General features: G+C 72.3%; 14 protein-coding genes and 2 pseudogenes. 6 read left to right on the top strand and 10 right to left on the bottom strand.

Annotated features, from left to right (window positions below; genetic code table 11):
• Nucleotides 1–160 precede the first annotated feature (160 nt).
• Both CG747_RS16335 and mtnB read right to left on the bottom strand, forming a co-directional pair.
• Nucleotides 161–298, bottom strand: a complete 138-nt coding sequence (locus CG747_RS16335) for a hypothetical protein (protein ID WP_257980455.1) — start codon at nt 296–298, stop codon at nt 161–163.
• Nucleotides 295–966: a methylthioribulose 1-phosphate dehydratase gene (gene mtnB / locus CG747_RS16330; protein WP_180985568.1), complete on the bottom strand. Its 672-nt coding sequence runs from the start codon at nt 964–966 to the stop codon at nt 295–297. Before mtnB ends, CG747_RS16335 begins: the two co-directional genes overlap by 4 nt.
• Nucleotides 967–1239: 273 nt before the next feature.
• Here mtnB and CG747_RS16325 point away from each other — a divergent pair, with 273 nt between their 5' ends.
• Nucleotides 1240–1872 (top strand): TetR/AcrR family transcriptional regulator, encoded by a 633-nt coding sequence (locus CG747_RS16325; RefSeq protein WP_180985567.1) that lies wholly within the window; start codon nt 1240–1242, stop codon nt 1870–1872.
• A 151-nt stretch (nt 1873–2023) separates the two neighbouring features.
• Here the strand turns inward: CG747_RS16325 and CG747_RS16320 are convergent.
• Nucleotides 2024–2197 (bottom strand): annotated as a pseudogene (locus tag CG747_RS16320) (GNAT family N-acetyltransferase); the annotation flags it as partial.
• Between the two features lie 517 nt (nt 2198–2714).
• The gene (locus CG747_RS16315; protein ID WP_100602463.1) at nt 2715–3842 is read right to left on the bottom strand and encodes an NADH:flavin oxidoreductase; all 1128 of its coding nucleotides are present in this window, start codon (nt 3840–3842) and stop codon (nt 2715–2717) included.
• A 345-nt stretch (nt 3843–4187) separates the two neighbouring features.
• On the opposite strand from CG747_RS16315, the gene CG747_RS16310 reads away from it, so the two are divergent.
• Nucleotides 4188–4454 (top strand): hypothetical protein, encoded by a 267-nt coding sequence (locus CG747_RS16310; RefSeq protein WP_180985566.1) that lies wholly within the window; start codon nt 4188–4190, stop codon nt 4452–4454.
• 159 nt (nt 4455–4613) lie between these two features.
• Here the strand turns inward: CG747_RS16310 and CG747_RS16305 are convergent, their stop codons facing one another.
• A complete protein-coding gene (locus tag CG747_RS16305; RefSeq protein WP_100602461.1) occupies nt 4614–5432 on the bottom strand; it encodes a class I SAM-dependent methyltransferase in 819 nt (272 codons plus the stop codon).
• A gap of 138 nt (nt 5433–5570) precedes the next feature.
• On the opposite strand from CG747_RS16305, the pseudogene CG747_RS16300 reads away from it, so the two are divergent.
• Nucleotides 5571–6338: pseudogene (locus tag CG747_RS16300) on the top strand (hypothetical protein); the annotation flags it as partial.
• A gap of 79 nt (nt 6339–6417) precedes the next feature.
• Here CG747_RS16300 and CG747_RS16295 read toward each other — a convergent pair.
• The 3 genes from CG747_RS16295 to CG747_RS16285 are packed head-to-tail and all read right to left on the bottom strand — an operon-like array spanning nt 6418 to nt 8983.
• Nucleotides 6418–7179 carry an FAD:protein FMN transferase gene (locus CG747_RS16295; protein ID WP_374701779.1) on the bottom strand — a complete coding sequence of 254 codons (762 nt, stop codon included), beginning with the start codon at nt 7177–7179 and terminating at the stop codon, nt 6418–6420.
• A complete protein-coding gene (locus CG747_RS16290) occupies nt 7172–7612 on the bottom strand; it encodes an FMN-binding protein (RefSeq protein WP_100602459.1) in 441 nt (146 codons plus the stop codon). The genes CG747_RS16295 and CG747_RS16290 overlap by 8 nt, the downstream gene beginning before the upstream one ends.
• Nucleotides 7613–7621: 9 nt before the next feature.
• A complete protein-coding gene (locus CG747_RS16285; protein ID WP_100602458.1) occupies nt 7622–8983 on the bottom strand; it encodes a ferric reductase-like transmembrane domain-containing protein in 1362 nt (453 codons plus the stop codon).
• Nucleotides 8984–9127: 144 nt separating this feature from the next.
• Here CG747_RS16285 and CG747_RS16280 point away from each other — a divergent pair, with 144 nt between their 5' ends.
• The gene (locus tag CG747_RS16280; protein WP_100602457.1) at nt 9128–9868 is read left to right on the top strand and encodes a response regulator transcription factor; all 741 of its coding nucleotides are present in this window, start codon (nt 9128–9130) and stop codon (nt 9866–9868) included.
• Entirely contained in the window at nt 9865–11313 is a 1449-nt protein-coding gene (locus CG747_RS16275) for a cell wall metabolism sensor histidine kinase WalK (protein WP_100602456.1), read from the top strand. The genes CG747_RS16280 and CG747_RS16275 overlap by 4 nt, the downstream gene beginning before the upstream one ends.
• Before the next feature lie 54 nt (nt 11314–11367).
• Here the strand turns inward: CG747_RS16275 and CG747_RS16270 are convergent, their stop codons facing one another.
• Entirely contained in the window at nt 11368–12339 is a 972-nt protein-coding gene (locus CG747_RS16270) for a TauD/TfdA family dioxygenase (protein WP_100602455.1), read from the bottom strand.
• Nucleotides 12340–12957: 618 nt separating this feature from the next.
• Here CG747_RS16270 and CG747_RS16265 point away from each other — a divergent pair.
• Complete coding sequence (locus CG747_RS16265; protein ID WP_100602454.1) at nt 12958–16422, top strand: AfsR/SARP family transcriptional regulator; 3465 nt, start codon at nt 12958–12960, stop codon at nt 16420–16422.
• 117 nt (nt 16423–16539) lie between these two features.
• Here the strand turns inward: CG747_RS16265 and CG747_RS16260 are convergent, their stop codons facing one another.
• Nucleotides 16540–20823 carry a bifunctional nitrate reductase/sulfite reductase flavoprotein subunit alpha gene (locus CG747_RS16260; RefSeq protein ID WP_100602453.1) on the bottom strand — a complete coding sequence of 1428 codons (4284 nt, stop codon included), beginning with the start codon at nt 20821–20823 and terminating at the stop codon, nt 16540–16542.
• Nucleotides 20824–20892: the final 69 nt, after the last annotated feature.

Genomic DNA, 20892 nt, shown 5'->3' with positions numbered 1-20892 from the left:
GGCGGGTCGAGCCGTCGTCGGCTGTTCCAAGGGATTTCTCATCGGTTGCGGGGAAATTCTTTACCGACCTGATCCCGGCTTTAATCCGCGCAGTGGAATTCATTACCCGTGCCGGACGACGCGCGGGAACGCTGCTCAAATCACCGTTCGACGTCCTATTTCACCCACGCTCGGCCGCGACGATCAAGAAGTTGGGCAGCTGGACATAGCTCTCGATACGGGGGGTGGTCTGCTCCGTATCCCGGGCGACGCGGGGGCTGAGGCCGGGTTCTCCTCCAGGCGCCTGCGGTAGCGTCACCGCACCGCCTCCTTCGTGGCTCCGGCCCCGTACGTGCCGACCAGCAGGGTCAGCCGACTCAGTTCCTCGATGCACTCCAGCCGCTTGCGGGCCTCTTCGAGGTCGCGCCCCCAGGTGGTGACGCCGTGCCGTTCGATGAACAGGGCGGGCGGAGCGTCGGCCCCCGACTCGTCGAGATAGGCCGACACGTCCTCGGCGATACGGGGCGCCTCGGGCCGGTTGGCGAAGACGGGAACCGTGACGAGCCGCGGATCGGCCACCCCTAGTCCCTTGGCCAACTCCCAATCGGTGAAGGTTACTTGGCCCATGGGGCCCGCCGCGCCGGCCAGGTTGGCGAGCGCCATGGAATGCGGCGCGTGGGCGTGGACGACCGCTCCGCACGAGGGCAACTGCCGGTAGACGGCCAGATGGATGGCGGTCTCGGCCGGGGGCCATTCGCTCTCGCCGAGCAGTGGGAGCCCCTGCTCGGGTTCGACGACGACGACGTCGTGGTGGGACATCGTGCCCTTGCTCAGGCCGCCGGCCGTGATCACGACGGCATCGCCGCTCCGTACCGAGATGTTTCCCGACGTTCCCGGCATCCAGCCGCGCCGGTAGAGGCCGCGGTAGGCCGCGGCGAGGTGCGCTCGCTGCAGTTCGACGTCCTCGCCGATGACTACTGGCTTCATGGGTGCTCTCCTCGTGAGGCGGTGGGCTGGTGTGCGGGGATGGGCCGCGGTGCGTCGACGGGTATCGGGGCGAGGTGCGCGGCCCCCGGCCTTTCGTGAGCGCTGGGGCTGCACCAGGTCGACGCCTCCCACGCAGACGGCGATCCCGAAGCCGCTCACCAGGCTGATGGCGTCACCGAACATGAAGAAGCCCCAGGTCAGCGTCGTCAATGTCAGGTATACAGACCGGTATAGCTACTGACGTAACCATACCGGTCCGTGTACCGTCAAGACATGACTGGCGACAGTGGGACAACCGGCCGGGGCGGGAAGCGGCGCGGTGCGCAGCACCTGACTCCCGCCGGTGTGAAGATCCTCGAAACGGCCTCTCGACTCTTCTACGAGCAGGGGATTCGCGCCGTCGGCGTAGAGGCGATCGCGGAGGAGGCAGGGGTCACCAAGAAGACGCTCTACGACCGTTTCGGTTCGAAGGAGGATCTGATCCTGGCCTACCTGCGTGCCCGCGACGGGCTGTGGCGCTCCACGCTCGTGGAGTACGTCGACGAGCGCGACGGAGCCCCCGAGGAAAAGCTGCTGGCCACCTTCGACGCCCTGCGCGCATGGATGCGTGAGCGCAATCCGCGCGGTTGCGCATTCGTCAACGCCTACGTCGAACTGCCCGCCGACCACGCCGGACAGGAAGTCGCCCGCGAGCAGAAGGCATGGCTGCTGGCGTATTTGGAGGACCTCGCCACCGAAGCCGGCGCCGACGCCCCCGGGAAACTGGCCGGCCAACTGCTCATCCTGCACGAGGGCGCCTGCATCGCGAACTCCATGCAATCGGTCGACGAGGCCGCGGAGCGCGCCCAGGAGATGGCCGCGGTACTCATCGAGAAGTCTCTGGCCCCACGATCCGTCACATCCTGAGGTCGGCCCCGAGAGGCAGCCGGAGGATCCCGTTCCGGCGTAGCGGCTCCGGCGCTCGGCGTCGTGAGCCGAGGCGTGCCAGGCCGGTCGATCCGGGCCCGGTCTTCGGCAATCCGCCCGGTCGAGGTGGTGCGGAGCCACCTCAACCGGATCAGACGGCGATCGGCTTGCGGTAGCGGACGTACTCGTTCCGGCGCCGGAACCCGACGCTTTCGTAGAGGTCGTAGGACCGGTACGGATTCGCGGTCCCGGTGTACAGCCGAGCGGTCCGGGCGCCGTGCTCGCGCAGGCATCGCAACCCGCTCAGCAGCAGAGCCGGGCCGAGCGATGCAGGGCCGCTGCCGCCGTTCACGTCCATGTCAGGGCCCCACGCTCCGTCGGATATGCGGTGTCCTCGATCACGGAAGCGTAGGCTGCGCGGCGCAGGCGGCGGAACTCGTTTTCTGTGGCATGACGTTCGTCCGCCGGCTCCGCACGTGACCGCCCGGACGGAGCCTAGCCGTTCATGACCATATTGGTGCCGTCGAGCCTGGGGTTGAAGAACGCGTAGTCGTACGACCCTGTTGCCGAGGTGCCGTCGTGGGGTGCGGCGCTTGCCGGAGTCGTGAAAACGCCGAGTACTGCGAGAGTTCCCAGAATGACAGCTGCGACGCGGTGCATGTGATGCGCCTCTCCGAGAAGGTGCTGAGGTCGCGCTCAATCTGCCCGAAACGCTCTGCCCGTATGCGCCGTGTCCCTCGTCTGGCGGTTGCCGGGCTGATGCCTCGTCACCTCGGCAGTGTCCGGTTTGCCTGCCTGGGCGGCACGTCCGGACCGCAACCACGCGGTCCGGACGCAGCTGCCTAGCTCAGCGTCTTCAGCGCCGCCGCGTCGTACGGCTTCAGCTCCGCGAACCGGTCGGCCAGGACCTTGGCCGCCCACTGCGGGTCCTGGAGCAGGGCGCGACCGACCGCGACCAGGTCGAACTCGTCGCGCTCCAGGCGGTCGAGGAGGTTGTCGAGGCCCTGGACCGGGGCTCCCTCGCCCTGGAAGGCGCTGACGAAGTCGCCGTCGAGGCCGACCGAGCCGACGGTGATGGTGGGCTTGCCGGTGAGCTTCTTGGTCCAGCCCGCCAGGTTCAGGTCCGAGTCGTCGAACTCCGGGAGCCAGTAGCGGCGGGTGGAGGCGTGGAAGGCGTCGACGCCGGCCGCGGCGAGCGGCGCCAGGATCGCCTCCAGCTCTGCCGGGCTCTCGGCCAGTCGCGCGTCGTAGGCATCCTGCTTCCACTGCGAGTAGCGGAAGAGCACCGGGAAGTCGGGCGAGACGGTCTCGCGGACCGCGGCCACGATCTCGGCGGCGAACTTCGTACGGGCCACCGGGTCGCCGCCGTATCCGTCGGTGCGGCGGTTGGTGCCGGCCCACAGGAACTGGTCGAGGAGGTAGCCGTGGGCGCCGTGCAGTTCGACGCCGTCGAAGCCGATGCGCTCGGCGGCCGCGGCGGCCTCGGCGAAGGCGCCGATGACGTCGTCCAGGTCGCGCCGGGTCATCGCCTTGCCGGTGCCCTCGGTGCCGTCGACGCGGATGCCGGAGGGGCCGACGGCCGGGGCGTCGGCGAAGGGCGGCTCGCCCTGCTTGCGCACCATGCCGATGTGCCACAGCTGCGGCACGATGGTGCCGCCCGCCGCGTGGACGGCCTCGGCGACCTTCGCCCACCCCGCCAGCTGCTCCTGCCCGTGGAACCGCGGCACACGGTCGCTCTGCCCGGCCGACTCGTGGCCGACGTAGGTCCCCTCGGTGACGATCAGGCCCACGCCCGCGGCGGCGCGGCGGGCGTAGTACGACTGCACGTCCTCGCCGGGTACACCGCCCGGGGAGAACATGCGCGTCATCGGGGCCATCACGATGCGGTTCGGGACGGTCAGGCCGTTCAGCGCGACGGGCCGGGACAGGATCTCGGCCGCGCGGGAGCTGGAGGACGCTGTGACGGTCACGGGGGTACTCCTCGTAGATACCGGAAGGCTTGGGCGCACGCCGTGCATGCGTGTAGTTGCCAACTGCACCGGTCGGGTCGGCATTCCTGCTGTTCGGCGAGGTGGGCTGTGACCCTGGACACGCGCCCCGAGTCAGGGGGCGGTCGGTGGTCCCGCAGTCGGTGGGCGGCGCCGTGGTCGGCTGTCCGGACACCGTCCCGCCCCGGTTCGTGCGCCGTAACCAGGGGCGAAGCCGGTCGGGCCCCGGGCTCCGATCAGGTGATTCGCCGTCCCGTACCGGACGCCCGCAGGTGCGGGTGGACAGGCTTCCACTGTCATGGTCGACGACGAAGGGACTGTCCTGTGTTGAACCCGTCTCGCCTCGCTGCGGCTGCGCTGCTGGCCGCGCTTCCCGTGGTGGGGCTCGCCGCCACGGCCGCGCCGGCCCACGCCGCCGCACCCGTTCCCGCCCAGCAGCAGCCCACGGACGGCCACGATGACGGCCTCTTCGGGGGCGCGCGGAACCTCGGCGGCGGTTCCTCCGGTATGGGGGACCGGCTCCTCGGGGGGTTCGGCGGCCGCGACTCCACGGGGTTCGGCGACCGCGGCTCCATGCTGGGTGGCCTCGGCTGACGTGCTTGCGGGCCGAGGGGCTGACTGCGCGCGGATCGCGCGCAGTCAGCCCCTCGGTCAGTCAGCCGGCCAGTCAGCCGGTCGGTGTTCGGAGCGATGGTGTTCCCCGTGGTGATCCCGGCCGATGGCCGAGCCGTCGGGCGGGGTCGTCGGGCGGGGCTATTCCGACGGCTTCCGTCCCCACGCGGAGATCAGCGGCGCCGTCGCGGTGTCGAGGTGCCCGGACCCGATGTTCGCGAGGTGCTCCTCGATCTCCTCGGCCGTCGCCAGCCCGCCCTGGATCAACCGGTCGCGGATCTGCCGTACGGTCGCGGCCTCCAGCGCACTTCCGGCCGGAGAAGTGATCGGGAAGTACGCGTCGGCCTCGACATCGGCCAATCCGGCCGTGCGCAGCAGCCGGGGGAGTGTCCGCCCGAAGGCGAGTTGTGCGCCCCGCTCCGCGAGCAGCGCGCGGAAGCCGCGCCGGATCCGGTTCGCGAGCTCCTGCTCAGGGCCGTACTCGTCGGGGCAGGCCAGCGGCTGCAGCGCCGGATCGGCATCCTCGACCAGCAGCCATCCGCCGGGCCGCAGCGCCCGCACCATGGACCGCAGTGCGGCCTCGCGCTCCGGCACATGCACCAGGACGAGCCGCGCGTGCACCAGGTCGAACGGCCCCTCGGGCGCCTCGTCGGCGCCCACGTCGTGCCGAACCACCTCGTACGGCGCCCCGGCCTGCGGCATCCACGACGTATCGAGGTCGGTGGCCAGCACCCGGCCCTTCTCCCCGACCCGCTCGGCCAGCCAGGCGGGCACGCTCGGGCCGCCCGCCCCGACCTCCCAGCAGTTCCACCCGCCCGCAACGCCCAGCGCCCGCAGCCGCCGGAACGTCACCGGGTCGAACAACTCGGCCAACGCCGTGAACCGCTGCCCGGCCTCGGCCTGTTGATTGTCGAGCAGATACCCCTTGCCGGGCTCCCCGGCCACCTCGTAGTCCGTCACCGCCCGAAAATAACAGGGGGGTGATCCGCGATCCGTGGAAGGGATGCCGGTGCACGGTCCGAGGCCGTTGTCCGGTCCCGGACGGGGGCCGGGTGCGGGGGTTGGGGCGTCCGTTGCGGATCCGGTGGTGTCGTCGTCCTGGTGGCCGGGACCCTGGCGATCACCGTCTCCGCGCCGTGGCTGATCGCGTCGCGCGGGCACGGTGGTTTCCGCCTGCTGTCCCAGCTGGCGGGCGTGACCTCCTCCGGGCGGCAGGTTCTGGTGCTGACGGGGCTGGTCGCGGCGGCGGTGACCGTGTGCCTGGCGCGGGTCACCGCCAAGGGCGCCGGTCCGCTGCCGCAGGAGGCCGCCCCGGCGCGCGCCGCCCGCCTGGCCGCGACCGCCGGGACCGCGATGGTCGCACTGTCGCTGGTGGTCCTCTCGTACCAGTCGGTTGCCGCTGCCCTCCAGGCGGTGTCCCCGAACATCGGGCTGCTCTCCGAACCGGGCGACCTCCTGCGGCAGTGGCTGCTGCTCGGTGGTTGGGCGGGACCGGGGGGTACGCCGCTCGGTGACTGGCTCCTGTACCGCGCCGCCGACGGGCTGCTGCTCGTCGTGGTGTGGTGGGCACTGCGGCGGCTGCCCGGACTGCTCACCCGGGCCACGGTCCCGGCGATGGCGGTGGGCGCGGTCTGCGCGACCGTCCTCGGGCTGCTGGCGAGCCAGTTGCTGCGGATGGCGATGGACGGCGCGCGCCTGCACGGGGGCCTGCTGCGCCTGTCCGCCGGCATCGGGGAGGGCGTCCCGGCCGCCCTGACGTGCGGACTGGTGGCGGGGGTCGCGGCTGCCGTGACGCTGCGGACGGCCGGCGGCCGGGCGGGGACCGCCGAGGCCGCGCCCTCTCTGCCGGGCCCCGCCCGTTCCTGACAGGAGGGGCCGGGCTGTGTGGGGCACGGCGGGGGGTCCGTGACTTGCGCGCGGCCGGGGCCGTCCGGCCGGGCCGGCGTCACGGCGTTCCGGGGAATCCCCGGGTGTGCCAGGTCCCGCCGTTCCGGGTGACGGCGAACGCCTCGTGTCCGTCGAGCCCCTCCAGCCAGTCCCGGGCGTCCGGACCCATCGCGAAGGCGGCCGTGGCGTAGGCGTCGGTGGTGGTGAGGTCGGTGCCGACGACGGTGAGCGAGGCGAGGCTGGTGACGGGGGTGCGGGTGCGGGGGTTGAGGATGTGGGCGCCGCGTTCGGCGGTGCCCGAGGTGGCGACGGCCAGGTCGTGTCCGGTGACGACGGTGCACAGTTCGCCCGGGCGGTGCGGGTGGGCGATGCCGACGCGCCAGGGTACGCCGGGTGCCGTCCCGCCGCCGAGTTGGAGGTCGCCGCCGCCGTTCACGCAGGTGTGGTGGGCGCCGGCGGCCCGCAGGATGTCTGCGGCGCGTTCGACCGCCCACCCTTTGACCAGTCCGGTCGGGTCGAGGCTGCCGTCGGCGGTGCTGCTGAACCAGCCGTCGGTGGCGCGCTCCACCTGCTCGCAGAGGTCGAGGACTTCGCGCACCTCCGCGGGGCATGCGTCGAGCGCCGTCGTGCCGCGTGCCAGTCGGCTGACGGCGCTGTCGGGACGGTAGGTCGAGAAGACCGCGTCGACGTGGTGGAGCCAGGCGACGGCGTCGGCCAGGGCGGAATCGATGGCGGGGGTGCGGGTGTCGCGGATGTCGAACGAGAAGACCGTGCCCATGGCCCGCTCGACGTGGCGCAGTCCGCGGCGGGGCTCAGGCACCGGCCTGGTCCAGGGCGCTCTGCAGCGAACGGATGTAGCCGGCGCTGGTGTAGCTGGCGCCGGACACCGCGTCGATGCCGGCGCCGTGCGCGCTCAGCGCCTCCTGTGTCAGGCGCGGCAGGGCGTAGGTGGCGATCTCGCGGTCGCGGCCGTTGTCGGACGGGGCCTGCAGCACCTTGACGGCCGTCAGCCGGCCGGCGTTGACGGTGGCGGCGACCTGCACGGTGCCGTAACGGGTGCTGACCGGGGCACCGGTGTACGTGCCGTTGGCCGGATGCGCGCCGTGCGGTGAACGGCCGGTGGGCGCCGGGGACGGTGGGGTGCCGCCCTGGGCCAGGTCATCTGTCAGGCCGGCGGGCTGGTGCGGTTTGAGGGAGAGCAGGAGGACGACCAGTGCGCTGGTCGACGCTGCGGTCAGTACGGCTCGGCGCACGGTGGCTCCTCAGAACTCGAACGATTCGTGGTGGATGCGGTGCCGGGGCACACCGGCCCCGCGCAGGGCGCGTCGGGCGGCGCTGGTCATGCCGGGCGGACCGCACAGGTACACCTCGTGGTCGGCCAGGTCCGGGATCAGCTGCTTGAGGGCGCGGGCGGTCAACGGCGCGGCGTACCCGGCCGGTTCGTCGACGGAGTAGTGCACGGCTCTGCCGCGGGCTGCCGCGACGGCATCGAGTTCGGCGCGCAGGGCGAGGTCCTCCGGGCGCCGCGCCCGGTAGACGAGTGTGACGTCGCCGGGGAGGGTTTCGAAGAGCGTGCGCAGCGGGGTGATGCCGACGCCGCCCGCGAGCAGCAGCACCTTGGCCGACCGGCGCCGGGCCTCGGTGAAGGCGCCGTAGGGGCCTTCGGCCCAGACCCGGGTGCCCGGCCGCAGTCGCGCCAGGGCCGCGCTGTGCCCGCCGGCGTCCTTCACGGTGATGCGCAGCCGGTGGGGGAGTGGCGGGGCGGAGAGCGAGTAGGGGTTGGCGGTCCACCACAGGCCCGGTGCCAGGAAGCGCCAGCGGAAGAACTGGCCCGGCCGGGCGCCGAGTTCGGTCAGCCGCTCCCCGGTGAGGTGTACCGACACCACGCCCGGGGCCTCCGGGCGAACGTCGGCGACCCGGAGCCGGTGGCGCAGCGACCGCCGTACCGGGTCCACGAAGCGGTACCAGATGATCAGCATCGCCACGGCTCCGTACAGGGCGTACCAGGCGAGTTGGGCGGGCCGCCGGCCCACGAAGTCGGCACCGTTGGAGAGCTGGTGGCCGAAGGTGAGGAAGACGGCCAGGTAGGTGGCGAAGTGGAGGTAGTGCCAGGTCTCGTAGCTCATCCGGCGTCGGGCGGCGCGCGCCGAGAGGACGCCGGTGCCGACCAGCAGGAGGAAGCCGGCGGTGGCCTTGAGCATGTCCGGGTAGTCGAGGACGAGGGTGGTCGTCTCGTGCAGGACGTCGCTCTGCGAGGTGAGGGTGTAGCCCCAGATGATCAGCAGTGTGTGGGTCAGTACCAGCGAGAGGGTGTAGCGCCCGCCCGTGGCGTGCCAGCGCGCGAGCCGGTCGGTGCCCAGGGTGTGGTCGAGCAGCGGGACGCGGGCCATCAGCGCGACGAGCACGGCGCAGGCGTACCCGGCCAGCAGACCGGTGATCCGGCCGGCGCCCGTCAGCCAGCCCGCCGGTCCCACCACGGACGCCGTGCCGGTCCACCACAGGGCCAGGACACCGACCGCCCCCGCCCCGATGACGCCCTGCGCCAGCAACGGAGCCGCGGACGCCAGCCGGCGCGGCCAGGCACCGCCATGGGCACTGCGGCGGGTGTGCGAGATGGTGCTCATGGGTCGTTCCTTCCGTGGTCGGCGCCAGCGTCGCAGCGCAACCTCTGAAGAACCTCTGAGTGACGACCCGCCGCACGATTCACAGGAAACTCAGAGCCGGCTCATACCCGCACACACCCGCACGGGAGGGATGCTGGAGTCACCATGCACACTCACCGCCCCCCTTCCCCCTTGCACAGCGCCGACGGCTCCCCGGTACGCGTCCTCGTGATCGACGACGAGCCGGACCTCACCGAAGTGCTCTCCGGAGCCCTGGCGGGCGAGGGCTGGGAGGTCCGCAGTGCGGCCGACGGCGCCTCCGCGCTCGCGGTAGCCAGGACCTTCCGCCCGCACGCCGTCGTCCTGGACTGGATGCTGCCCGACATCGACGGGCTGCAGGTGCTGCGCCTGCTGCGCAAGGAACTGAAGACGGTCTGTGTGCTCTTCCTCACCGCACGTGACGCCGTCGAGGACCGGATCGCGGGCATCACCGCGGGCGGCGACGACTACGTGACCAAGCCGTTCAGCCTGGAAGAGGTGCTGGCACGGCTGCGCGGTCTGCTGCGCCGGGCCGGTATGGCGCACGAGCCGGAGGGCGACGGCGACCAGCTCGTCGTCGGGGACCTGGTCATGGACGAGGAGGCCAGGGAGGTCGTCCGCGACGGCGAACTGATCGAACTCTCCCGCACCGAGTTCGAGCTGCTCCGGTTCCTGATGCGCAACCCCCGGCGGGTGCTGTCCAAGGCACAGATCCTCGACCGGGTCTGGTCCTACGACTTCGGCGGCCGGTCCCACGTCGTCGAGCTCTACATCAGCTACCTGCGCAAGAAGATCGACGCCGGCCGGACCCCGATGATCCACACGGTCCGCGGCGTCGGATACGTCCTCAAGCCGGAGCACTCGTGAAGCGGTTCCTCCCGCGCACCCTGCGCAGCCAGCTCACCGCGGGTCTGGTCGCGCTCCTGGCGCTGGCCTGCCTGGCCGTCGGCGTCACCACGGTCGTCGCGCTCGAAGGGTTCCTGGTGGGTCGCCTGGACCAGCAGCTCTCCGCCTCCGCCGGACGGTTCGCGGCGAGCCTGGAACACGAGTCCAGGCCGGACGCCGACAACCAGCCGGACACCCGCGGCCAGTCCGAGGGCACCTTCGGCGCCCGGCTGCTGCGCGGCACCCCGACCCGGGCGGCCGTCGTACGGGACCGGACGGACGCCGCGGTGCCGCTGTCCGCCGCCGACCGCCGGGCGCTGGCCACCCTCCCGACCGACGGCTCCGGACACGGCATCCGGCTGTCCGCACTGGGCCGGTACCGCGTCAACGCCGTCGTGGGCGACGACCGCGACGTCCTGATCACGGGTCTGCCGCTGCGCCCGGTCGAGGAGACCGTGCACCGGTTGGAGGCGGTCGAGGCCGCGGTGTTCGGCGGGGCCCTGGTGGTGACCGGCGTTCTGGGCGTGCTGTGGGTGCGACTGTCGCTGCGGCCGTTGCGCCGCGTCACGACCACGGCGGCGAGCGTGGCCGAACTGCCGCTGGCCAGTGGCGAGGTCGCCATGCCGGCACCGGTGCCGGTGGCCGACCCGCGCACCGAGGTCGGGCAGGTCGGCACCGCCCTCAACCGGATGCTCGGTCATGTCGGCAACGCTCTGGAGCGCCGACACGCCAGCGAGGAACGACTGCGGCACTTCGCCGCCGACGCCAGTCACGAACTGCGGACCCCGGTGGCCAACGTCCGCGGCCATGCGGAACTCGCCCTCCGGCACAAGGGGCCGGTGCCCGGCGAGGTCCGGCGCTCCCTGGAACGGATCCAGGCGGAGTCCGTGCGGATGAGCCACCTCGTGGACGACCTGCTGCTGCTCGCCCGCCTCGACGCCGGCCGCGCCCTGGAGCGCAGGCCGGTGGACCTGACGCGGCTCGTGCTCGACGCGGCGGACGACGCGCGGGCGGCCGGTCCGCACCACCAGTGGCTGCTCGACCTCCCCGAGACGGTGGTGACCACGGCGGGGGACGAACACCGCCTGCACCAGGTCGTCGGCAACCTCCTCGCCAACGCCCGGATGCACACCCCGCCCGGGACCGCCGTGACGGTGCGGTTGGCGGCCGACGGCCAGGGGACCCGGCTGACGGTGGCCGACGACGGCCCCGGCGTGCCCGAGGAGCTCCAGGACGACATCTTCGGCCGCTTCGTACGGGTCGACCACAGCCGTTCGCGGGCGGCGGGCGGCACCGGACTGGGGCTGGCCATCGTCGAGGCCGTGGTCACCGCGCACGGCGGAGCGGTCGTGATGAACAGCCGCCCCGGGCACACCGAATTCACCGTCACCTTCCCTCGGGCGATGTTCGGCCCGGACGGCCCCTGACGCATTCCTCGCACACGCCGCACCAGAACGGCCGGGAAATCCCTTCAGCCGGCGCTAGCGAACGTGCTGGGTGTCGTGGAACCGGATGCCCAGGTGGTGGCGGTCGAGGTCGGCGAATTCCGTACGGGCGTGCACCGCGCGGTGGTTGTCGACGACGATGAAGCTGTCGTCGACGAGGGTCAGGCGCACCTCGTGCGGTGCCTCGGCCAGCGCCGACTCCAGCATTCCGAGGGCGTCGCGCAGATCCGGGTGATCGTACTCGGGGAGTTCCGCCAAGCCCTTTTCGACCGTGTCCCTGCGCCACCGCAGCGTGTTCCGCTCCGCGAGTATCGGAGCGAAGGTGTACCGCTTCTCCGGGGCCTCGCCACTGTCGGTGTAGTCCGAGGGAATTCGGAAGGGAACGTCGAGGGCCTCCAGCACCCTCATCGCCTTCCGGCCCTCCGGGGTCCCCGCCAGGAATTCCGTGATGTGGGCGTTCGCCCGCACCCTGTTGTCGCCGCCGCCGCACCGCGCCGCCCGCACCGCGTACAGGAGGAAGTAACGCTCCGGGTCGGGATGGTACTGCGAGTCCGTGTGGTATTCGGCCTCGAAATCCAACTCCGGTCGGGCGGCCTCGAATTCGCGGCTCCTCGCGCTGGCCGTCACCGGCCATACGACCTGATTCCGCCGGGGATCGGCACCGGTGGGATATCCCATTCCGGCGGCCAGGCAATAGAGCAGCACACCTCGATCGTCGACGTCCAGGTGGTCCAGGTGCATCTTTCTGACGACGACGGCGCTCGCATCGCCGAGAAGGACGCCTTGTAACCTCTCGACCAGATCGGCTAATCGCGCCGAGCGGTTGAGCAGCGCCGCCCGGAGTTCGTCGGGTTGCGGGGACGGAGTGAGCCGGGAACCCGCGACGGCGGAGCCGAAGTGCCGCTCCAGTACGTCCCGCAACACCGGGAGATCGTCGACCCATTCCGAGTCGATGTCGATCTCTTCGATCCCGTCCGCCAGCAGCCTGCTGGCCAGCTGCTCGGTCATGTCGCATCTCCGCATCTGCGCTGAGTCCACCTGTGCATCACTGGTCGATGCGCGCACCTTGCTGTACCGTCGCCCGGCGTGGCCGCCGTTGGTCCACGGGAGCCGTACCGCCGCACTGCGCGACTTCATGCAGGTGCCTGCCGCCACGTGTCACGTGCCGGCCCCGGTGGTCTCCCAGCGCGTCGTTCGACCGGCCGGCGGAACCGAGAGCATGCCTCGTCGCCCTTGCAAATTCCTGGCCGGACTCCTGCGGCCCCTCCGTCATCCGCTTGCGATCTGCCGGTCGATCGGGTGTGCGGAGGCGGCGCGGAGTGTTCGGGGAGGGTGGTCCGACGTCGCTGACCAGTTCCGGGGGAAGGGCACGGGCCGTTCTCCGCCCCTGCCACGGTCCTTGCCGGATCCTTGCCGATTGCTGCACTACAGCCGTGGAATACTCCCGTTCAGTATGCAAAGATCTGTTTTATATGACGTTGGCGGCGCGACCACCGAGCACCCGTCAGCACGGTCGTGCGCGCGAGACTGATGGGGAGCGACATGCCCATATCTTCGACGCCGGGCCCGTCGCCGTCGCCGTCGGCGTGCGATCCCGCTCCGCCCCTCCTGAACGTCCTGGGCCCCATGTCGGTGCGCCGTGACGGACACGACCTGCCGCTCGGCCCACCGCGCCGACGGGCCCTCCTCGCCCTGCTGCTCATCCGCCTGGGCCGCGTGGTGTCCACGGAATCGCTCATCGAGGAGCTGTGGGGCGGGGCGCCGCCGCGGCAGGCCGTCGCCACGTTGCAGAGCCACGTCTCCCACCTGCGACGGGCCCTCCAGCCGGCGGCCGGCCCGGAGCCCCGTGCGCTGCTGCGCCACCGGGCGCCCGGCTACGTCCTGGAAGTCGATCCCGAACAGGTCGACGTCTTCCGCTTCGAGCGCCTGGTGGCCGACGGGCGGCGGCTGCTCGACCGGCCCGATGCGCCCGCCGCACGGGACCGCCTCGCCGAGGCGCTGACGCTGTGGCGGGGCTCGCCGTACGCGGAGTTCGACGGCCACCCGCTGCTCAGCGACGAGGGCACACGGCTGGACCAACTCCGGCTCACCGCCGTGGAAGCCTTCGCGGAGGCCCGGTTGGCCCTCGGGGCGGCCGAGGAGGTCGCCGCCGAACTGGACCGGGAGGCCCGCCGGCACCCGGCCCGGGAACGCCTTGTCGGCCACCTGATGACCGCACTGTCCCGGCTCGGACGGCAGGCCGAGGCACTGGAGGTGTACGAGCGGACGCGCGCCCACCTCGCCCAGGAGTTCAGCGTGGACGCCGCCGCCGAACTGCGCCGCATCAGAACGGCGATTCTGCGCCAGGAACCAGAGGGCCGCGGGCCTGTTCCGAACCCACGCCCCGCACCGTTCGGGCCCGCGGAACGACTCGCAGTCGCAAACGCTCCGGGACCGGTACCCGCGACGCGGCACCACGACGACACGGTGCCGGGAGCCGACGGGCACACCCCGGCCCGCACGACCCATGGGCTCGGACGGCCCGCGGAAGCCGACCGGTCGGACTACGCGCGGGCGCCCCGGCACGACACCGACAGCCCGGAAACGGCCGACGCGGCCGAGGCGCCCGGCCGGGGCGGGGCGCGCGCATCGGCCGCGGGCACCGATCCGTTCGACGGCGGGGACGGGACCGCGGCGGCCGAGGTGCCTTCGGCGAGCGGCCGCCCGGCCGCCCGCTCGCCGTTCACCGGCCGCTCCCAGGAGTTACATCGGCTGACCACCGTGGCGGCCGGCGCGCTCGCCGGCCAGGCACACGTGGCCGGCGTCCTCGGCCCCGCCGGTGTAGGCAAGAGCCGCCTCCTCCTCGAACTCGCCGCACGACTGGAGGCGGCCGACGGCGGCGACGGCAGCGACGCGCTGGAGGTGGTCTGGGGCCACTGCTTCCTCGGCGAGGGCGTCCCGCCCTACTGGTTGTGGACGCAGATCCTGCGGCGGCTGTCTGCCACCCGCCCGGTCGAGTTCCGCAACGCGACGCAACCGTTCGGGGCGCTGCTCGCTCCCCTGATGCCCGAGTGGTCGTCCGACCCGAGAGGCACCGCGGCAAGTTCCGCGGCCGACTGGGTCCAGGCCCGGTTCCTCACCCACGACGCGGTCTGCGAGGCACTGCTCACCCTGGCCACACAGCGCCCGCTCGTACTGCTCCTGGAAGACCTGCACTGGGCCGACACCGCGTCCCTGGACCTGCTCAGGCTGCTGAGCACCCGCCGCCAGGGCCATGCGCTCGGCATCGTGCTGACCGCGCGCGAGTTCGAGGTCGACTCCGACGCCACACTGCGTCGGATGCTCTCCGCGGTCCTGCGCGGCCCCAGCACCGAGACCCTGCGACTCGGCGGGCTCTCCCGGCAGGACGTCGCCGACCTGGTCGGGGCGCAGGCCGGCCCCGGCGTGGACGCGAAGGTCGTGGAGGTGCTGCACCGGCGCAGCGAGGGCAACCCGTACTTCGTCACGCAACTGCTCTCCCTCCTCGGCGACGCCCGCGACCTGCACCGCCCCGATGCGGCGGACGTCCTCCTGGCCCGCATCCCCACCGGCGTGCGCGAGGTGCTGCACCAGCGGTTCGCCGCGCTGCCCGAGCCGGTCCTGACGGTGCTGCGGCTGTGCGCGGTCATCGGCGCCGAGATCGAGACCGACCTGCTGCACCGCGTCGCGCCCGACGACGCACCGGTCGCCTCGGCGCTGGAGACGGCGCTCCTCGCCGGACTCCTCGACGAGGATCCCCACCACTCCGGGCGGCTCCACTTCACCCACGCCCTGGTCCAGGAGACGCTCGTCGCCGAACTGGCGCGCGTGGACCGGCAGCGGCTGCACGCCCGGGTCGCCGAGGCGCTGTGCGCGCGCCGGCGCGGTCAGGTGGGCGAGGAGGAGATCGAACGGGTGGCCCATCACACCTGGCACGCCAAGAGCGCGCTGCCCGCCGTGCAGGGGCTCCCCAGGCTGCTGCGCGCCGCCGAACACGCCGAACAGAGCCTGGCGTACGAGCAGGTGGAGACCTGGCTGCGCCGGGCGATGCACCTGGTCGGCTTCCTGCCCCCCGACGACCCCGAGGCCGCACGGCTCGAACAGCGCCTGCACATTCAACTCGGCCAGGTCCTCGCCACCACCCGCGGCTACGGCCACCCCGAAGCCGAGACGGCGCTCGCCCGCGGCCGGGCCCTCAGCGCGGTCACCGACGCGCCCGAGGACCCCTCGGTGCTCTGGGCCCTGTCGGCGGCGTGCCTGGTCAGTGGCCGCTACGACGCCTCACGAGAGTTCTCCGGCCTGTTGCGGACCATCGCGGAGCGAACCGGCGAGCCGGTGGCGGTGCTCGGCGCGGCCTACGGCGACGGCATCGTGCTCCACGTACGCGGCCTGCTGCCACAGGCACTCGACGCCCTGGAGCACGCCGTCACCATGGCGGACCGCTTCGCCCACGAGGGCCACTCACTGGGCCGCACTTTCCAACACGACCCGCGCGTCTCCTGCCGCTCCTACGACACGTTCACCCACTGGCTCCTGGGCGACCAGCAGACCGCACGGGTGCGCCGCCGCGAACTGCTGCGCCTGACCGCATACGAAAGCAGGCCCTCCGACCGGTCCTTCGCCCTCTACGTGAACGCCGTCGTGGCTGCCTGGGAGGGCGATGCCCACACCGCGCGCTCGAACGGCGCCGAAGGCTCCCGACTGGCGGGCGAGCACGGGCTGCTCTACTGGAAGTCGATGCTCGCCCTGCTCGAAGGATGGGGCCTGACACACCTGGGACGGGAAGTCGACGGCCTCGCCCTGATGCACACCTCGCTCAGCGAACTGCACCGCACCGGAACGCGCCTACGCCGCCCGCTCCACCTGGGACTGCTCGCCCAGGCCCAACACCACGCCGGGCACACGGAAGAAGCACAGGCCACCTTCCGCGCCCTGCTCGCGGCCGCCGAACAACGCAGGGAGCATGTCTACGTGCACCCCGCGCTGCCCGCCACCCAGCTCCTCCACGACCTCCTGGGAAGCGACGCGACGGACGCGGTGCGGGCCGTGCAGAGACTGGCGAGCGGGGACGGGGTGGCGGACCGGTTCGGGTGAACAACTCCCGTTGTCCGCCCCCGACACCGCACGCACCGGATGACCAGCCACTGCCGGGAAAGCCGTGGGAAGGCCCTCACCTGTGCCTGTGCGGCCCCGATGGGGTCGGCGGCGCGGTCAGTACACGTCGCGGACGTAGCGTTTGTCTGCGGCGAGGCGCCTGACGTAGGCGGTGGCGTCGTCGTCGCCCAGGCCGCCGTGGGTGGCGGCGATGTCCCTGAGTGCCTGGTCGACGTCCTTGGCCATGCGTCCGGCGTCGCCGCAGACGTAGAAGTGGGCGCCGTCCTGGAGCCACTGCCACAGGCGGGCACCGTTCTCCCGCATCCGGTCCTGGACGTAGACCTTCTTGCGCTGGTCGCGCGAGAAGGCGAGGTCGAGGCGGTCGAGGTGGCCCGATGCCCGGTACGTCTCCAGTTCCCGGCGGTAGTAGAAGTCGGTGGCCTGGCGCTGTTCACCGAAGAAGAGCCAGTTGGGGCCGGTGTGGCCGCGGGCCTGGCGGTCTTCGAGGAAACCCACGAAGGGCGCCACACCGGTTCCGGGGCCGACCATGATCATGGGGGTGGCGGGGTCGGCGGGCGGGCGGAAGTGCGGTGAGCGCTGCACGAAGACGTGTACCGGGCCGTCGTCCGCACAGTCGGCGAGGTAGGTCGAGCAGGTGCCTGCGCGGTCGCGGCCGAGGTCGTTGGTGTAGCGGACGACGGACACCGTGAGCCGCACCTCGCCGGGGTGCGCGAGCGGACTGGAGGAGATGGAGTACAGGCGGGGCTGGAGCGGCTTGAGCACGGCGGCCCATTCCGCGGCGGACGCGCGTACCGGGAACGCGGCGGCGACGTCGGCGGCCTGACGGCCCCAACTCCACTTCGCGAGCGCGTCCTTGTTGTCGGGCCGCAGCAGCCGCTTCAGGTCGTGACTGCCGGTGCGGTCCGCTACGAACTTCAGCAGGCCGGTGGAGACCCGGGCGATGTCCAGGCGGGTGCGCAGCGCGTCTTCGAAGGGGAGCTGCGCGCCGCCGAGGGCGACCGGTTCGTCGGGGTCCAGTCCGGTGAGGGCGAGCCATTCGGCGACCAGACCGGCGCCGTTGACCGGCCATATGCCGAGGGCGTCACCGGCGTCGTAGGCGAGTGCGCCGTCGCGGGTGTCGAAGGCGAACTGCCGTACCTCCTTCTGGGAACCGGCCAGGCTCAGCAACCTGTTGCCGATGAGCAGGGTGGCGAACGGTGACGCCTTGGTGGGGGCGGCCGGTGCGGGAGCCGGCGGCGCGGAGGCGACGGTGGGCGCGGGCGCGCCGGCGGTGGTGACGACGGGATCGGGGGCGGCCGTCCCGCCCCCGCCCCCGCCCGCGGCCCCGGCCGGTCGGTCGTCGGACGCGGCCAGGGCGGTGACCACCTGGCCGAGCCACCGCGCGGCGGCCTCCTCGAAGTCGGGCTCGCAGTCGGTGCGGGCGACGAGCCGGGTGGCCCCGAGCGCGTCGAACCGCTCGTCGAGCCGGCGGCCGTGGCCGCAGAAGTCGTCGTAGGCGGAGTCCCCGAAGGCGAGCACCGCGTACCGGATTCCCGCCAGCGGACCGGTGTCCGGGGCGGACAGTGCCCGCCAGAAGTCGGCGCCGTTGTCAGGGGCGTCACCGTCGCCGAAGGTGCTGGTGACGACCAGCAGGTCGGTGTCGGTGCCGGTGGCGAGCTGTCCCGGAGCGAGGTCGGTCATGGGGAGCAGTTCGGGGGTGCGGCCCGTCTCGGTGAGGTGCGCGGCGGCGGTGGCGGCGAACTCCTCGGCGTTGCCGGTCTGCGAGGCCCACAGGATGACCAGGCGACGGGGCGGTACGGCCGCGTCGGCTGCCGGTGCGGTGGCGGGAGGCGCGGCGGTGTCGGGCGCGGCGGCGCGGGAGAACATGCCGGCGAGGACGCCGTCGACCCACCGTGCGGAGGCGGGGGCGAAGGGCGCGTCGGGCGGCAGTACGGGGACACGACCGTCGGGCGGAGCCATGGCGAGACCGGAGAGATAGCCGGAGAGGTAGCGGCGCTCCGGCTCGGCCAGGGGCGCGGGGACGAGGTCGGTGATGCCGAAGAGGGCGGCGAGTGCCTGGACGGGGGAGCCGGCGGCGGCGGGTACGGCGTCCGCGGGTACGGCGGCGGCGGGTACGGCGTCCGCGGGCGCCGGTTGCCGCGCGGCGGCCGTCGGGGCCGCCTCGGGCCGCGAGCTCGGGCGGGCTTCCGGGGTGGGGGCGGCCGTCTTGGTGAGGGCGACGGCGCAGACCTTGAACTCGGGTTGGAAGGAGACCGGGTCGACGGCGTCGTTGGTGACGGCGTTGATGCTGAGGTATTCGCCGAACAGGTCGTTCCAGTGGAAGGGCGCGAAGCACGTACCGGGCCGGACCCGGCCGGTGACCACGGCGGGCAGGACGGCACGCCCGCGGCGGGAGGCGATCTCCACCTGGTCGCCCTCCACGATCCCCCTCGCGTCGGCGTCCTCGGGATGGACCTCCACGAACGGACCGGGGTTGAGTTTGGCGAGCCTGGCGACCTTGCCGGTCTTGGTCAGCGTGTGCCACTGGTGGGGGAGGCGGCCCGTGTTGAGGACGAACGGGTAGTCGTCGTCGGGGAGTTCGGCCGGTGGGAGGTGCGGCCGCGCGAAGAACCGGGCGCGTCCGCTCGCGGTCGGGAAGGCCAGGCGGGGGCGTGTGCCGTCCGCGCGCTCCAGCAGTGTCTGGCTGACTCCGTCGTTGAGGTAGCGGATCGGGTTGCGGTCCGGACCGCCGGCGTCCGGTGCCGGCCACTGGACCGGTGTGGTGCGCAACCGCTCGTAGGTGACACCGCGCAGGTCCCAGCCGGTCTTGGGGTTCCACGCCTGCTTGAGCTCCTCGAACACCTCCTCCGCACAGGCGTAGGTGAACGCGTCGGCGAACCCCATCGCGCAGGCCACCCGGGCGATCAGCTGCCAGTCGGGCAGTGCCTGTCCGGGCGGGTCGAGCACCCCTTGTACGAGGGTGAGGTTCCGCTCGGAGTTGATCATGACGCCGTCGGACTCCGCCCACAGCGTCGCGGGCAGCACGACATCGGCGTACGCGTTGGTCTCCGTGTCGGCGAAGACATCCTGGGTGACGACGAGTTCGGCGGCCTCCAGACCGGCGATGACGGTCCTGCGGTTGGCGACCGAGGCGACCGGGTTGGTGCAGATGATCCAGCACGCCTTGATATCGCCGGCGGCCATCCGCTCGAACATCTCGACGGTGCCGCGCCCGGCCTCGGGACGCAGGGAGCCCTCGGGGACGTTCCACAGGCCCTCGACGAAGGCGCGCTCGTCCGCGACCAGCACGGAGCGCTGTCCGGGCAGGCCGGGCCCCATGTAGCCCATCTCCCGGCCGCCCATGGCATTGGGCTGGCCGGTCAGCGAGAACGGACCGGACCCCGGGCGGCAGATGGCGCCGGTGGCCAGGTGCAGATTGATCAGGGCGTTGGTGTTCCAGGTGCCGTGGGTGGACTGGTTCAGGCCCATGGTCCAGCAGCTCATCCAGTCACCGGCCTCGCCGATCCACCGGGCGGCCTGCCGGATGTCGTCCTCGGCGAGGCCGGTGAGCTCCGCGACCCGGTCGGGCGGGTAGTCCGCGAGGAAGGCGGGTATCTCCTCCCAGCCCTCGGTGAACTCGGCGATGAACTCCTCGTCGGCGTGGCCGTTCGCGACCAGCAGGTGCAACAGGCCGTTCAGCAGGGCGAGGTCGGTGCCGGGCCTGATCCGGAGGAAGAGGTCGGCCTTGTCGGCGGTGGCGTTGCGGCGGGGATCGACGACGATGAGCTTGGCGCCGGCCTTGACCCGGTCCATCATGCGCAGGAAGAGGATCGGGTGGCAGTCGGCCATGTTGGCGCCGATGACGAAGAACACGTCCGCACGGTCGAAGTCCTGGTACGAGCCGGGTGGGCCGTCCGCGCCCAGCGACAGCTTGTAACCGGACCCGGCCGAGGCCATGCACAGCCGCGAGTTCGACTCGATCTGATGGGTCCGCACGAACCCCTTGGCCAGCTTGTTCGCCAGGTACTGCGCCTCCAGGGACATCTGCCCGGACACGTAGAACGACACCGCGTCCGGCCCGTGCTCGTCCAGGACCGCCCGCAGTCGCCCGGCGACCGAAGCGATGGCCTCGTCGACGTCCGTCCCGACCGGCTGTGCGCCGCGCTCGGCCCGCACCAGTGCCTGCGCCATCCGCCCGGGCGCCGCAGACATGTCCGCGCTGGTCGCCCCCTTCGTACACAGGCGGCCGAAGTTGGTGGGGTGCGCCTTGTCCCCGGACGCCTTCGCCGCGCGGCGGCGGCCGTCCGCGGGATCCCGCGCCACGTCCAGCACGATCCCGCAGCCGACCCCGCAGTACGAGCAGACCGTGCGGACACTGCCGTCCTTCGAGCCAGATGCCACCGAAACCCCACCCCGCGGTGCGTGTGCCTTCCCGACCGGGACCGTCCGCCGGTGGCGGGCAGTCCCATG

The organism is Streptomyces sp. CB02959 (assembly GCF_002803155.1).
Classification (GTDB): Bacteria; Actinomycetota; Actinomycetes; order Streptomycetales; family Streptomycetaceae; genus Streptomyces.
Note: the sequence above shows the minus strand (reverse complement) of the source record. Positions and strands in the feature narration are given on the sequence as shown.